A 13,180-nucleotide genomic window follows, 5' to 3' on the forward strand; every position below is an offset into this window, starting at 1 on the left:
GGCTGATGACGTGTCGCGAGCTAACCCGTGACCGACTTTTGCAGATCGGGCCTGACCTCTTTGAGAACGGCCATGCCGCGTTGCACAGCGGGGCGCTCCTTGACGGTCAGGAGCCAGCGATCGATGCTCGGATACGACTTCAGGTCGATGCCAATGCGTTCGTGGATGACGAGCCATCCGAAACTCGCAATATCGGCGATTGTAAACTCCGATCCGGCCAGGAACGGTTGGTGGCGAAGCTGGGCCTCCGCGACCGAACACAGACGCTCGACTTCCTTGCGGTATCGAGCACTAGAATACATTTTGGGCCTCGAGCGGGACGAAGCGCGCGCCGGGAATTCCCGCGGCCAGCCGGCGACCCGACTCGAACGGCACCCTCGCATCATTGCGGCAATGCATGACGAGGGTCGGCACCTTGACCTGCGGCAGCAGCGAACTTATTTCCACTTCGCCATTCGCCAGGAGATTGCGTGCGGCGTCTTCGGCCGAGCTCGAGATGCGTTGGAACTCGTTGAACCAGTCGGCCTGCTCCTTGCTGGCGTCCGGAATGAACTGAGACGTGAACATCTGCCTGAAGGCTGGGTTTTCCTGCCCCCATCCCAGCCGCATCAGCGTCAGCATCGCATCTCCGGCCGCCTTTTCCGCCTCGGTACTAGCGCGCTTCTTCCAGCCGACGACGTAACCTCCGTAGAGAACTAGATGCGAAGCCCGCTCCGGATGCCGGACCGCGCAAGCGATCGAAACCGCGCACCCCTGCGATATGCCGAGCAGCGCGAACCGCTCGATGCCCGCTGCGTCGACCACCGCTTCGAGGTCGTCCACGAACCGCTCGAATGTAACGTCCGGGACCTCACGATCCGAAAGCCCATTTCCTCTTGCGTCGTAACGGACGAAATCGTGCTCGCGGGACAGTTCCTGGTAGAGATGCCGCCAAATTGGACTTTCGAAGTCGAATTCAATGTGGGTCATCCAGTGCCCGGTCTTTACCAGCGGATGCCCCCGGCCCATGCGGGCGTAGGCCAGCTGCACGCCGTCGCGGGTCTGAGAAGTGGATTTCCTGCTAGTATCTGACGGTCGACGCCGCCACCGTGTCTTCCGCAGACGAGGGAATCGCCGCCTCCGGAATTGCCTCGATGTCCTTGGCGGTGAGCCCGAACACGCCGACCGCGCGCGAGATATTCTTTACGGCCTGCTCGCCCAGATCGGCGAAGGCCATCGACAGCTTATCCCTGATCTGGTCCTTCGCCGCCCTCGATATGCATACTCCGCCGGGTTCGCAGAGTGTTTCCAAGCGCGCTGCGATGTTGACGCCGTCGCCGAAGATATCGTCCCCGTCGATGATAATGTCGCCGACGTTGATCCCGATTCGGAACACGATCTGCCGTTCCACAGCGATGCCCGCGTTGCGCCCGACCATGCTGCGCTGGATCTTGACTGCGCAGGCGACCGCATCCACGACGCTCGCAAATTCCACCAGCATCCCGTCGCCGGTGGTCTTCACGATGCGGCCGCGATGCTCGGAAATGCCGCAGTCGACCAGTTCGCGGCGGTGCGATTTGAGGGATTTGAGGGTCCCCATCTCGTCGACGCCCATCAGCCGGCTGTAGCCGACCACATCTGCTGCTAAAATGGCTGCAAGCCGGCGCTGCATGACATTTGCCCTCTCATGCCACGGCTAGTCTGCCCGCAATCAGTGGCCGCGACAAGGCTGACGCGGGCTGGTGTGCAAGTCCGCTTCGGGTCTTGGTCGTGTAAAAACGCTGTTGCATGACGGCCGGCCGGCGCGGTCGAACTCAGCTACCGCAGTCCGATCAATTTGGGCAGATTTTACGGCCACTCGACCAGAACTCATCCTGGCGCGACGTCGGGATCCTTTCGCGCCCCATGAACCGTAACGGTGCGCGCCGGCGCCCGTATCACGCCCTCACCGCCGCCAGCAGCGGTTTCATCCCGACGATGTTCAGCACGCGTGTCAGATTGTAGCCGAGCACGCACAACGCCATCTCGGTCGCAACTTTCGGCAGCGTCACGCACAAGAAGTGCATCGCGCCCATGCGCATCTTCAGTGTGCCGAATGGATGCTCGACGGTCTCGCGGCGTGTGCGCATGGCGCTTGGATTCTTGTCGAGCCGCGCCTGCGCGCGTTCGAGAACGTCCTCGTGTACCCATCGCTTGATACGGCGTTGCGGGCTCGGCGTGCACTTCGATTTGAGCGGACAGGTTTTGCAGGCGTTCGTCCAATAGTTGCGCAGCTTCTGGCCGTCTTCCTCGTTGGTATAGTAATATTTGAGTTTCTCACCGGCCGGGCAGCGATAAACATCCTCGTCCGGCAGATAGGCAAAGTCCTGTTTGCCGAAGCGCCCCGAAGCCTTCGCACCCGATGTCATCGGCTTTGGCAACGTCACCGTGATGCCAGATTGCTCGCACGCCAGGATTTCTTCGCCCTTGAAGTAGCCGCGATCGGCGACAACATCGAGCGTGTCGGCCTGAAGAACGGCCTTGGCTTGCTGGGCTATGTTTGCAAGTTGCGACCGGTCTGACCCGCTTGTTGTCACCTCGTGCGCGACGATCAGATGGTTTTCTGTATCGACCGCCGTCTGCACGTTGTAGCCGACGACACCGGAACCACGGCCGCTCGTGGCCATCGAACGGCTGTCGGGATCGGTGAACGATATCTGCTGATCTGGCGACGCCAGGACCTGTTGTTCAATGGCTGCGAGTTTCGCCATTTCAACCGTTAGATTTTCGAGCCGTTCTTTGATCCGCGTCTTTTTCAATTCCAGCGCTTCCGAAGGCTCCTGCCGGTCGGCGGTATCGAGCTGAGCGAGATAGCGCGCAACACTCTCCTCCAATTGCGTGCGCCGCCGCTCGACCTTGCCGCGCGTGAAGTTCTTATCGCGATTGTTGACGGCTTTGAATTTGCTGCCGTCGATGGCGACGCTGGCTGTCGCGAGCAATCCCATCTTGCGGCACACCTCGACGAAGCGCGCGCAGACTTTTTTGATGCCGGGACCATTGTCCTTGCGGAAATCGGCAATCGTTTTGTGATCGGGCGCAAGCCGGGCGAGCAGCCACATCACTTCGACGTTGCGGCCAGCTTCACACTCGAGCCGGCGGCTCGAATGCACACGGTTGAGATACCCGTAAATGTAGAGCCTTAAGAGCGCGGCCGGATGATACGACGGCCTACCTGGGCCGGCAGGCTCAACGCCGCCGAACCCAAGTTCAGCCAGATCGAGGCCCGCAACGAAGGCGTCGATCACGCGAACCGGATTGTCGTCCGCGACCCAATCATCCAGGCATTCCGGCAACAAAGTCGATTGCCCGCGGTCAGCCCCTTGAACGAAGCGCCTCATGCCCAGCCCCCGCCGAATCAGTGCGGGAATCATAGCAGCACAGCGTTTTCACACAGCCAGGGTCAAAGGCTGCCTTTGCTCGCCGACACGGCTTTGGTCGGCTCACCTCCCGGAAGCAGACGTCGGGACGTTTTGAGCCTAGGTCAGCTGAGGGCCCAGGCTGTGTGAAAAGGCTCTGTTTGCTGTGATTCGCTCGCTAGGATCCCCGGTGATTTTGCGGGGTATCTGATGAAGCGCTTTGTTGAAGGCTTGGATCGCGGGCAGAGCACACTGTTTCCGGCATCGCTCGACGACTATGTGACCGAGGACAACCCGGTGCGAGCGGTCGACGTGTTTGTCGACTGTCTCGATCTCGACAAGCTCGGATTTGTCGGTGTCCAGCCGCTCGACACCGGTCGACCCGGCTACCATCCAGGCATGATGCTCAAGCTCTACATCTACGGCTACCTCAATCGCGTGCCGTCGAGCCGACGTCTGGAGCGGGAATGCCAGCGCAATATCGGGATGATCTGGCTGACCAGGCAGCTGGCGCCGGACTTCAAGACCATCGCGGATTTTCGCAAGGACAATGGCAAGGCCATTCGTGAGGTCTGCCGCGAGTTCGTCGCGCTGTGCCGCAAGCTTGAGCTGCTTGCTGCAGCGAGCGTCGCCATCGATGGATCGAAGTTCAAGGCTGTCAATGCGCGGGACAAGAACTTCACCGAGGCGAAGATGAAGCGGCGCCTCGAGCGGATCGACGAGAGCATCGCCCGCTATCTCTCGCAGCTCGAGACCGCCGATCGGCACGGCGATGCAGTGCCAGAGGCGAAGGTTGAGCGGTTGAAGGGTAAAATCGAGAAGCTGAAGGAGGAGATCGTCCGTCTTAATGCGATCAATGCGGAGATGATGAAGAGCGAGGACAAGCAAATCTCGCTAACCGATCCTGACGCGCGCTCGATGGCGACAAGCGGCAAGGACACCGGGATCGTTGGCTATAACGTGCAGATTGCAGTTGATACGCAGCATCATCTCATTGTGGCTCACGAGGTGACCAACGTGGGTACCGACCGCCACCAACTCGCCAACATGGCCAGGCAGGCTCGCGATGAGATGGCTGTCGAGACGCTCGAAGTCGTGGCAGATCGCGGCTATTACGATGGAGAGGAGATCAGGGCCTGCGAGGAAGCCGACATTACGGTGACGTTGCCGAAGCCGATGACTTCGGGCGCCAAAGCTGCTGGCCGCTTCGGCAAACAGGACTTCGTCTATGTCGCCGCCGACGATGTTTATCGCTGTCCCGCCGGCGAGCGGCTAACTTATCACTATGCGAACGTAGAGGACGGAAAGACACTGCGCCGCTATTGGACAAGCACCTGCAAGACCTGCGCGCTAAAAGCTCAGTGCACGACCGGCCCCGAGCGCCGCATCTCACGCTGGGAGCATGAGGTTGTTTTGGAAAAAGTTCAGGATCGGCTCGACCACAACCCCAACGCAATGGGTGTCCGCCGTCAGACAGTGGAGCATCCGTTCGGCACGATGAAGTGTTGGATGGGAGCAACGCACTTTCTCACGAAAAATCTGCCAAAGGTGGCCACCGAGATGGCGCTCAACGTGCTCGCCTACAATATGAAGCGCGTGATGATGATCGTGGGCGTCGGCGGATTGCTGGAGGCGATGCAGGCGTGAGGCCGGCCTGTGCGACCAAATCAGCGCCTGCATACAGCTCCTGGTCGCCACTGAGATGACAGGAGATCGGTTCCACCGAATTAGAAGCGCGGCGGCCGCGAAATGCGCCGGAGCGCCCCAAGGTGCGGGACTTTCACACGGCCTGGGCCACAACCGGACCCCAGTGCGCATTGCAAATAGCACTCGATCAAGACGGAGCGCGTCAGAAGCGTTACAAATCACGCCGCCTCGCGCGTGGGAAACAGTAAGTGCTTCCCACGCGACGGCGCCTCTCACTTCACGGGCGGAAGACCGGCCACGGCAGCGTCCGAAGGATTGTTCAGGCACTTCGGATGGCCGAAGCCGCTAGCGCTATGGCCGACGCCGCCTTGTCCGTTGGGCGCTTGGCCCGTACCGCCGGTTCCGTCTGCGTTCGGTGTGATGTCGAAGATGATGTTGTCGGGATGGGCCGGATCCGTGGTCACGCCCTTGACACCCTGCAATTGATCTAGGCCGAGAGCACTTCGGACCCGCCATGCTACCATGTGATCGGTACAGGACGTATCCCCACTGACGCCGACGCCGCCGACCTTGGCTCCGTTACGGTAGAGCGCGAGGCCGCCGCCGAACACGTTCACGCCGCCGACGCGGTGGCCAACCATTGGATCGTTCGGCGTACCGAACGACGAACCGCTGGACGGGCCGGGGTTGAAGTTTGCCGTGCTGATCCCGTTGCCAGAAAACGGCGGACGGTTGCCGTAGGCAACTTCCGTATCGACCGGATTGCTGTGCTGCAGTCCGTAGAGGCTGCCACCCGGCTGCACCGCGGTGAAAAGGTTAGCGGTCGACAAGGCAAGGCCGGTCGGAAACAGACTGCCGGGAGGCGTCGCGTTGTGACCCAGACTGAAGTCGTTCGCGGTGTTTGCCTTCTGCGCGGAAATCACGCGGCTGCCCAGCCATTGCGAGGTGCCTTGGCTGCCCGAGAACGCGACCGCGCAGACGGTGCCGTCATTGGCCACCAACGTTCCCCACATATGGAAGCCGAGGCCCGCATTGGCGGGTGTGATGGCGCCGACGAGCGCCGAACGAAGTTGCGAAAAATCCGGCAGAGCGGAGCAATCCGCAAAGGCCGGAACAGTCACCATGGTAACGAGAGCGCTGATCGAACACGAAAGAATTCGCCGTTTGACGTTCATTGTGCTGCTCCTCTGGTGCGATGGGGTGGTGAATGAGGGAGGCGCGGCCCCCATCCTGCCTGCGCGAACTCCGAGAGACGCCCTGCAATCTTCAGGGTCCCGTGGAAACAAAAACCGAATCGGTAACCGCAATCAACGACAGCAGAAGGATCCTGAGACTACCAACCCTGGCCGCTCTTGAAGAAAAATGAGATCATCAGCGAGCGACAACTTCGTGACAGTAACGACACCTTCGTGACAGTGACGGTGACCAATTACTCCGGGATCCCAATGGTTAGGTATCGGTGTGGGCGGAGAGGTTCATTGGGATTCCTCACGACGTCTGCTTGGGGGCCACTAGCTGACATCTCAATTCTACTCAACGGCCTCATCGGAGAGAGCCAGAAGAGCCGGAGGCACGACGATGCCAAGCGATCTTGCCGTTCTTTGATTGATCACGAAAAGACCTTCGCTCGCCTGCACGATAGGCAGATCACGGGGCTTGGCACCTCTGAAACTCTTTCCTGCATACGCCCCGGCGTTGCGCCATCCTTTCATCGTCTCGGTCGAGTAAACCACCAGCCTCAGGTCGTCTCTTTGCCGGCCGCCTTCACAACACCGAGCGTCGCCAGGAGAGCTGCCAGTCCCGCATGCCCACCGGTGTCGGTCTTAGCGAAGACACGCCTAAGGTGGGTTTTTACGGTGTTCGGGGAAAGACCCAGAGCAAGTCCGGCCTCTGCCGTAGTCCGGCCAGAACACGCCGTGACCGCCACGCGCGCTTCCGCCTTTGTCAATCCATACGCATCCATCAACTGCTGTGCGCCTACCGTGTCTCTCTGTAGCGGGTCGATTATGAAAGCGGCACATGCACCATCGGAAATATGCACCCAGCTGAGGCTGCTCACTTCCCGGCTCCGCAAACCCACGACCACCACCGTGATAAGTCGCGTCCGGTCGCTTGAGGGCACACTTGCTGTACCGCCGGCCCCTCCCGCCAATGCCGATCTGACGAGGCTTGCGAGCCGTCTCGAGTGTGCTGGAGACCACGTTGCGATCGAAGGCTTGAGCTTCAACGTGCCCTCGGCTTCCAGAGAACATGCCGCTCGATTGGCAAACAACACCCGTCCGTGAAGTCCCATCACAACGACGCCGTCTGATAGTTTATCGATCACATCAAATGCAGCGTTGCGAAGGGCACGATACCCCGTCAGCTTAAAACCCAAGGTCACCGATCGCCGCAAGTGTGGTGCCAACGCCTCCAACAACTTCCGTTCCGTGGTCTCAAATTCGCCACGGCTTTTGCTCCGGCAGATATTGAAGGCCACACGGAAGTCATCCCTCGCAGCGAGGGCAATCATTGCGTTGTGGCCGATGCCCTGCGGTTGCAGGACATCATCGTAGAAGCCGGACTTCTTAAGATCGCCTAAAGCAACGACCTCGTCTGATAGGACAAGGTGTCCAACGGGCTGCTGCTCCATCGCCAGCGACCAGGGATTCTGCATATGTCGTTCCTGGTAGATACGACTGCACTCTTGATTTAAACGGCCATTGAAATCGAAGTAGACCTGCTCCGCCGCTAAAGACTGCCCGAAAAGGATTCCACCCTCGCTCTGGGTAAGATCGGCGATCGCTGTGAGAACGGCCGGCCACAGCTCGTGCTCCCCTGCAGCGTCATAGATCAAGTCGAGGATACGGTCCATGTGTGCGATCTTTGGATGTCGCTTTACACTATGTGCTATCACTTCGCCTGAGCTTCGAACAGCGGACCAGTGCGCGCAATCTGGACATCCCGGCTCGACATGAGAGCGAATATCAGCACCATGGCCAGCAGAGATCCATAGAAGCCGACGACCACCAGCCGCCACTTGCGTACGACGCGACGGTCTGAAGCAGCGAGATCGGATGAGAACTTCTGCATGAAATACTCCACCAGCCCTATAGGGGCCTGACAAATCCAAGCCCAGCGGCGATCAGAAACAGCCCTACGATGCGATTGAATGTCGACGTATCCACGCGATTGAAGATCATCAGTCCGAAATATGCGCCCAACACGGCCGGTGCCGCATAGCGAAGAGCATCGAACGGTACAATCTGCGTAGGCCTCACTGCCATCAGTACCGAAATGGACAAGAGCTGGTTGATGAGGATGAACGGCTGGACGATTGAACGCGTTTGGTGCTTGTCGAACCCTTGGATAAGGCACCACATTGTAACGAACGCGGCGGGAAATGCGGCAAGGCCGCCGGTGATGCCTCCCAATGCTCCCGACAGGACTCGTCCCCACACGGGATTTCTCCCGGCGCGCAGGTCCGGCTTGAGCGCCGAGAAGATCCCGTAGGTGATCAGGAGCGCCCCAAGGAGCGGCAGGAAGATCGACGCGGAAGTGTCGCAGAGGAGATAAAGGCCGATCGGCAAGGTTGTCACACTTCCGACGAGATAAGGAGCGCACTCGCGCAGGCGAATTGTTTCACGCAGACGCCACACGCAATACAGCTGCTGAGCGATTGACGCGACCAACAGAATCTTCACGACGGCAAGCGGCTCGCTTAAAGTGCGGAAGAGAAATGCGCCTGCTATTGGGGAGAACGCAAAACCTGCGATGCTCGAGAGCAAAGCGGAGAACAAGACGATCCAGGAAGCAGTCCCCGTCGCAGTGCCGCTAAACGGAACAACAATCGCTAGTGCGAAAAGGAGCAAGCAGGTCGTCGGAACTGTCGGAAGTGCGCGAAGAATGGAGAACGCGGAAGCTGCCTTTTGATCCGTTGGCTGCATAAAAACCTCCGTTACGGCAATACTTCCAACCCTCAAATCCAGCTGCAGGCGCGAATGGCATTTTACGCGCTATGCCGAAGTATGCGTGTGAACGAAATCACCACAAGCGAGTCATTTGAAATTCTCGTCGAATAGCAGGCTAACCTTTGGATCGCGACAAGACGTCACCCAACCGGGTGACGAATAACGGAACAGCGTTGAAAATGCGGTGCTCACGAATGCCGATCGCTCTGACGACGGGTCTTCTGCTCAGAAAGCATGCGCGGTCAGGCGCGCAAATAGGCTGAAACCCAACTAATTGTATTCATCTGAAATGCAACCACGCTTATTCGACGCAAGTCCTGTCATAGTTTCGTCGCAGGTTGAAAGGAAGATTATCGTCTGGGTTCAACCTCGAGGCCGAGACTCTTCGTGCATCGCCCATGTGTCATCCGCCTTCTGGCAACGACAATCGCTCTCGCCGTTGCGATTGGGACTTTGGCAGGTAAGCCGCCTGCCGATGGCTATCACAAAGGCCGCCTGCGAGTGCAATTCGTCGCGAAGTAGGGCGCGAACTCATTTTTTCGCAGCCATGGCCCGATTGGGGCGAGTTGATCGAAAACTACAGAGTTGAACGCAAATTTGGCGCGTCGCCATCGCAGGACGACGGTCGTTTACTTGAGGAACGCGACGCGCCTTTCGTGCGGCATCGGCTCAATTGCGCTCCTTGTTGTTCAGGCGTTCATACCGCAGGTTTCGAAACCGCAGTCTGGCAGACTTGATCACCTTCGTCCGACCAAAAATAATAATGCGCGTAGCTCGACGCCGGCAACGGTGTAGTTTGAGTAAAGCACACATCGTCTAACCGCCGGTGCCTCCAAATCCTTCGCTACTTAAGGTTGGCGCAAGCCAGCGTCTTGGTGTAGTCTCCGCAGACCCAAGTCCAGCAGGAGCGCTACAATGCTTTCCGCCAAGCTGATTTTTGGTGTCCTCATTGCAGTCAGTTCGCTCGGAGCAGCGCAGGCGCAGGAACCGGCAGCACGATACGTCCGCGTTACGGACGCCGACATCAAGTGGAGCCCGATTCCATCTATGCCGAAGGGAACACAAATCGCTATTCTGTATGGCAACCCTGCCGCACATGGCTTGTTTACGCTCCGCTTGAAGATACCTGCCCACTCCAAGGTGCCCGTGCACTTCAATCCGGACGAGCGGGTCCGTACGATCATTTCGGGAACGTATTATTCTGCGCTCGGCGATAAAGTAGATAACTCGAAGTTGATGGCGTTTCCGGCGGGCACGGTTTCAAGCGTGTCAGCGAAGGCGTGGCAATTTGCCGAAACGCGGGATGAGGAAGTCGTCTTTCAGGTCACTGGTATCGGACCGACCGGCATCACGTACCTCAATCCAGATGAAGATCCGCGGAAAGCTAACTAGGGCACAAGCCGATAATCCGGTCGGCTGCTCTTCCTACATGACAGGACGTTTGCCGATTTTGACAGGCATGAGTTTCACCCGATTGGGTGACGAAATCTTCTGGTGCGAGTGCCACCATTTCAAAGGCTAGCAAAATAAGGGAGCTTGTGACATGCGCGTCATTGTTTCATTGCTTTTCATTGTTTTATCTTTCTCACTGGCTCATGCCAGCGATGACACCAAACAGAAGCTGCGCGGTGTGTGGAAGCTGGAAAGCTTTGTTGTCGAGAGCATCGAGACAAAGGAACGGAGATACGTCTATGGCGAAAAGCCCAACGGTTATCTGATCGTCACACCCGAACGATTTACGGCCATCATCACAGGTCAAGGTCGAAAGCCGGCCCAGACCGATCAGGAACGATCGGTGCTTTTGCGATCAATGTTTGCATACACGGGCCCTTACACCGTCGAGGGCGACCATCTCACGACGAAAGTGGACGTTTCGTGGAATGAGATCTGGACGGGTACCGATCAGGTGCGCACTTTCCAACTCGACGGAGACAAGCTCTTCGTGGAAACGCTGCCAGCACCGGGCCCCAATCAACAGGTGCCCGGTTTGGTTAAAGGCATTTTATCCTTCTCGCGATCGAAATGAACAGTCCGCCCCACTTTTGGCGGCGGGTCTAGAAGTGGTCAGCTTTGGGTCAATTGCGTCGGTTGCCCGCGATGCTAGGGCTTAGCGTACGCCTCCGCGCAACTTCGAAACCTTCAACGGGCCAGAAGCGCACATTGGCCGCGAGCCGATGCGCGGATATTCTTCAGGTTGCATCCGCTGACAGTCAGATCTTCTTTGAACAATAGGAATTTTGTCATGACGAAAAGTGGCATTACACGTCGCCGCGTGCTCCACAGTGCTGCCGCTGGCGGTCTCGTGACAGCAGCGGCCCCCGGCGCGATCGGTACCGCCCGCGCGCAATCGGTGCGAAAGACCTTCGTCCTTGTCAGCGGGGCTTTTTGCGGTGGCTGGATATGGCGCCGGGTCGCGGACCGGCTCGAACAGGGCGGCCACAAAGTGTTCGCTCCGTCACTCACGGGTTTGGGCGACCGCTCGCATTTGCTGAGCAAGGACGTCAATCTGGACACTCACATCGCCGACGTCGTCAACCTGATCAAATGGGAAAGTCTCGAGAACGTCTGCCTTGTGGCGTGGTCCTATGCCGGCTACGTAGGCTCCGGCGCGCTCGAAAGCGTCGGCGATCGCGTCTCATCGGCTGTATGGCTTGATGCCTTCATTCCAGCCGACGGACAAAGGGCGGCGGACACCGCAGCCGAGGCCGTTCGTAAAGCCATACAAGCGGCCATCGACAAGGGCGAACCAGGCGTTCGCGGATTGGTGAAGATTTCCACCGACGCTATTGTTGCCGAACGCGATCGGGCATTCGTCGAATCCAAAGCTACTCCGCATCCAGTCGGCACCTATCTCCAGCCAATCAAGGTTTCCGGGGCGCTCCAAAAGATTGCGAAGAAGACATACGTCCGCCTGCCAAAATTTCCACAACCGCTCTTTGACAAGGCACTTGCAGACTGCAAGGGCGACAAGTCTTGGGCCACATTTGAACTGCCGGACGTGGGGCACATAGTCATGCTCGATGCACCAGACCGCGTCAGCGAGTTGATATTACAAGCCGCGTGAGATCGACCTCCCCATGACATAAGATGCTGGCACCACGTCGAAATGCGCCACGTCCGCTTTGGGTCAAAGTTGACAGTCGGTCGGGCCGCGTTAATCCGCTAAGGGGCAGAACCCGACCAACATCCGAAATACTTTTCGGCCCAACAAAAAACGGCACCCCCAAAAACTGAAAAGGCCCTAGTTGCCAGGGGGCCTTCACACTATGAAATTAAGTCGTCCGCCTTGTCAGTCGAACTGGTAGCTCAGGCGCGCACGCACCGTTTGAACGTCAAAACCACGATAGGTGAACTTGCCGCAGTTTTGGCCAGCCACGCTGCACTCGTAGAATGGAGCCGGCGCACCTGTGGCAACGGTCGTGTAGCCTCCGGTCGAGGAGGCATCGCCATCAAAGCGGTAGTAGAGATATTCCGCACCGACCACCCAGTTCCGCGTCGGCTTGAATTCGGCGCCGGCACCCACGACGAATCCTACGCGCGTATTGCTTGCCCGGCTACGCAGGACCTGCCCGCCACCAGGGCAAAGGGTCGCCGGGGTACCGGTACAGTTGATGTTCCCGGTGTATTGGACATCAGCGAAGGCAACGCCGCCGGTGCCGTAGACCAGCCACTGGCTCGTCGCATAACCTAAGCGGCCGCGCACACTCGCGAGCCAGTTTACCTGGGTCTGCAGAAATGCGTTGTCGGTCAGGTTGGAAACGCCACCGCACTGCGCGCGCATGCCAAAGAGATTCGAGCAGATGATTCCCGGCGCGGCGCTGGACTTCAGGTTAGTCCAGTCCCAGTCGCCTTCGATGCCAACCAACCAGCTGCTGCTCGGCATCTGGAAATTGTAGCCAGCGTGAAATCCCGCAATGCCGTTCGCGCTGCTTGAGCCGGTCACCGTAATGGGGGTAATGGCGTTAATGGCGCCATCGACGTAGGACATCGATGGATCCGACATGAATGCGCCACCACCGTTGATGCCGACATAGAAGCCGGTCCAGGACGGCAAAGCGACGACGGCAGCCGAACGCGCTTTAGTTGCTAGGTCGGCTGCCGCAGCGGCGACGGAGCTGAATGCCAGAGCCGCGACAACAAGGGCAAGTTTTTTCATGTTAAGGTCTCCCCAAAATATCGGGGAGCAAAGTGGGTGAACCTCCTGCGCGC

At 58.7% G+C, this 13,180-nt stretch carries 13 protein-coding genes; 4 read left to right on the forward strand and 9 right to left on the reverse strand.

Translation table 11 applies throughout. From position 1 onward, the window contains the following. Nucleotides 1–20: 20 nt before the first annotated feature. From JJE66_RS38205 to JJE66_RS26500, 4 genes are all read right to left on the reverse strand, one after another. Nucleotides 21–302 (reverse strand): glutathione binding-like protein, encoded by a 282-nt coding sequence (locus JJE66_RS38205; RefSeq protein ID WP_246756534.1) that lies wholly within the window; start codon nucleotides 300–302, stop codon nucleotides 21–23. Beyond that, the gene (locus JJE66_RS26490) at nucleotides 292–1,029 is read right to left on the reverse strand and encodes an alpha/beta fold hydrolase (RefSeq protein WP_311979957.1); all 738 of its coding nucleotides are present in this window, start codon (nucleotides 1,027–1,029) and stop codon (nucleotides 292–294) included. The genes JJE66_RS38205 and JJE66_RS26490 overlap by 11 nt, the downstream gene beginning before the upstream one ends. 31 nt (nucleotides 1,030–1,060) lie before the next feature. Further along, nucleotides 1,061–1,651 (reverse strand): adenylate/guanylate cyclase domain-containing protein, encoded by a 591-nt coding sequence (locus tag JJE66_RS26495; RefSeq protein ID WP_200517397.1) that lies wholly within the window; start codon nucleotides 1,649–1,651, stop codon nucleotides 1,061–1,063. A gap of 265 nt (nucleotides 1,652–1,916) precedes the next feature. Then, on the reverse strand, nucleotides 1,917–3,356 hold the full coding sequence (locus tag JJE66_RS26500) for an IS1182 family transposase (RefSeq protein ID WP_200518785.1): 1,440 nt from the start codon (nucleotides 3,354–3,356) through the stop codon (nucleotides 1,917–1,919). A 228-nt stretch (nucleotides 3,357–3,584) separates the two neighbouring features. Between JJE66_RS26500 and JJE66_RS26505 the strand changes: the two genes are divergently transcribed. Continuing rightward, on the forward strand, nucleotides 3,585–5,021 hold the full coding sequence (locus tag JJE66_RS26505; RefSeq protein ID WP_200517398.1) for an IS1182 family transposase: 1,437 nt from the start codon (nucleotides 3,585–3,587) through the stop codon (nucleotides 5,019–5,021). Nucleotides 5,022–5,293: 272 nt separating this feature from the next. Here the strand turns inward: JJE66_RS26505 and JJE66_RS26510 are convergent, their stop codons facing one another. The 4 genes from JJE66_RS26510 to JJE66_RS26525 form a co-directional block, all read right to left on the reverse strand. Next, nucleotides 5,294–6,196, reverse strand: a complete 903-nt coding sequence (locus JJE66_RS26510) for a heme-binding protein (RefSeq protein ID WP_200517399.1) — start codon at nucleotides 6,194–6,196, stop codon at nucleotides 5,294–5,296. Between the two features lie 563 nt (nucleotides 6,197–6,759). Beyond that, nucleotides 6,760–7,875: a helix-turn-helix transcriptional regulator gene (locus JJE66_RS26515; protein ID WP_200517400.1), complete on the reverse strand. Its 1,116-nt coding sequence runs from the start codon at nucleotides 7,873–7,875 to the stop codon at nucleotides 6,760–6,762. A 38-nt stretch (nucleotides 7,876–7,913) separates the two neighbouring features. Beyond that, a complete protein-coding gene (locus JJE66_RS26520; protein WP_200517401.1) occupies nucleotides 7,914–8,093 on the reverse strand; it encodes a hypothetical protein in 180 nt (59 codons plus the stop codon). A 17-nt stretch (nucleotides 8,094–8,110) separates the two neighbouring features. Continuing rightward, on the reverse strand, nucleotides 8,111–8,947 hold the full coding sequence (locus JJE66_RS26525; RefSeq protein ID WP_200517402.1) for a sulfite exporter TauE/SafE family protein: 837 nt from the start codon (nucleotides 8,945–8,947) through the stop codon (nucleotides 8,111–8,113). 939 nt (nucleotides 8,948–9,886) lie between these two features. Between JJE66_RS26525 and JJE66_RS26530 the strand changes: the two genes are divergently transcribed. From JJE66_RS26530 to JJE66_RS26540, 3 genes are all read left to right on the forward strand, one after another. Then, nucleotides 9,887–10,363 carry a cupin domain-containing protein gene (locus JJE66_RS26530; RefSeq protein ID WP_200517403.1) on the forward strand — a complete coding sequence of 159 codons (477 nt, stop codon included), beginning with the start codon at nucleotides 9,887–9,889 and terminating at the stop codon, nucleotides 10,361–10,363. Between the two features lie 151 nt (nucleotides 10,364–10,514). Beyond that, nucleotides 10,515–10,997: a lipocalin-like domain-containing protein gene (locus JJE66_RS26535; RefSeq protein WP_200517404.1), complete on the forward strand. Its 483-nt coding sequence runs from the start codon at nucleotides 10,515–10,517 to the stop codon at nucleotides 10,995–10,997. A 216-nt stretch (nucleotides 10,998–11,213) separates the two neighbouring features. Next, nucleotides 11,214–12,035 carry an alpha/beta fold hydrolase gene (locus JJE66_RS26540; RefSeq protein ID WP_200517405.1) on the forward strand — a complete coding sequence of 274 codons (822 nt, stop codon included), beginning with the start codon at nucleotides 11,214–11,216 and terminating at the stop codon, nucleotides 12,033–12,035. 225 nt (nucleotides 12,036–12,260) lie between these two features. Here JJE66_RS26540 and JJE66_RS26545 read toward each other — a convergent pair whose 3' ends face one another. Beyond that, nucleotides 12,261–13,127 (reverse strand): outer membrane protein, encoded by an 867-nt coding sequence (locus JJE66_RS26545; RefSeq protein WP_200517406.1) that lies wholly within the window; start codon nucleotides 13,125–13,127, stop codon nucleotides 12,261–12,263. Between the last annotated feature and the right edge of the window lie 53 nt (nucleotides 13,128–13,180).

The sequence above is a fragment of the Bradyrhizobium diazoefficiens genome (assembly GCF_016612535.1).
In the GTDB taxonomy this organism is placed as follows: Bacteria; Pseudomonadota; Alphaproteobacteria; order Rhizobiales; family Xanthobacteraceae; genus Bradyrhizobium; species Bradyrhizobium diazoefficiens_C.

Coding starts and splice junctions, on each gene's coding strand:
- JJE66_RS26540 (WP_200517405.1), top strand. CDS start 11,214: ATGACGAAAAGTGGCATTACACGTCGCCGCGTGCTCCACAGTGCTGCC.
- JJE66_RS26545 (WP_200517406.1), bottom strand. CDS start 13,127: ATGAAAAAACTTGCCCTTGTTGTCGCGGCTCTGGCATTCAGCTCCGTC.
- JJE66_RS26520 (WP_200517401.1), bottom strand. CDS start 8,093: ATGCAGAAGTTCTCATCCGATCTCGCTGCTTCAGACCGTCGCGTCGTA.
- JJE66_RS26495 (WP_200517397.1), bottom strand. CDS start 1,651: ATGCAGCGCCGGCTTGCAGCCATTTTAGCAGCAGATGTGGTCGGCTAC.
- JJE66_RS26515 (WP_200517400.1), bottom strand. CDS start 7,875: ATGGACCGTATCCTCGACTTGATCTATGACGCTGCAGGGGAGCACGAG.
- JJE66_RS26530 (WP_200517403.1), top strand. CDS start 9,887: ATGCTTTCCGCCAAGCTGATTTTTGGTGTCCTCATTGCAGTCAGTTCG.
- JJE66_RS26500 (WP_200518785.1), bottom strand. CDS start 3,356: ATGAGGCGCTTCGTTCAAGGGGCTGACCGCGGGCAATCGACTTTGTTG.
- JJE66_RS26510 (WP_200517399.1), bottom strand. CDS start 6,196: ATGAACGTCAAACGGCGAATTCTTTCGTGTTCGATCAGCGCTCTCGTT.
- JJE66_RS38205 (WP_246756534.1), bottom strand. CDS start 302: ATGTATTCTAGTGCTCGATACCGCAAGGAAGTCGAGCGTCTGTGTTCG.
- JJE66_RS26525 (WP_200517402.1), bottom strand. CDS start 8,947: ATGCAGCCAACGGATCAAAAGGCAGCTTCCGCGTTCTCCATTCTTCGC.
- JJE66_RS26505 (WP_200517398.1), top strand. CDS start 3,585: ATGAAGCGCTTTGTTGAAGGCTTGGATCGCGGGCAGAGCACACTGTTT.
- JJE66_RS26535 (WP_200517404.1), top strand. CDS start 10,515: ATGCGCGTCATTGTTTCATTGCTTTTCATTGTTTTATCTTTCTCACTG.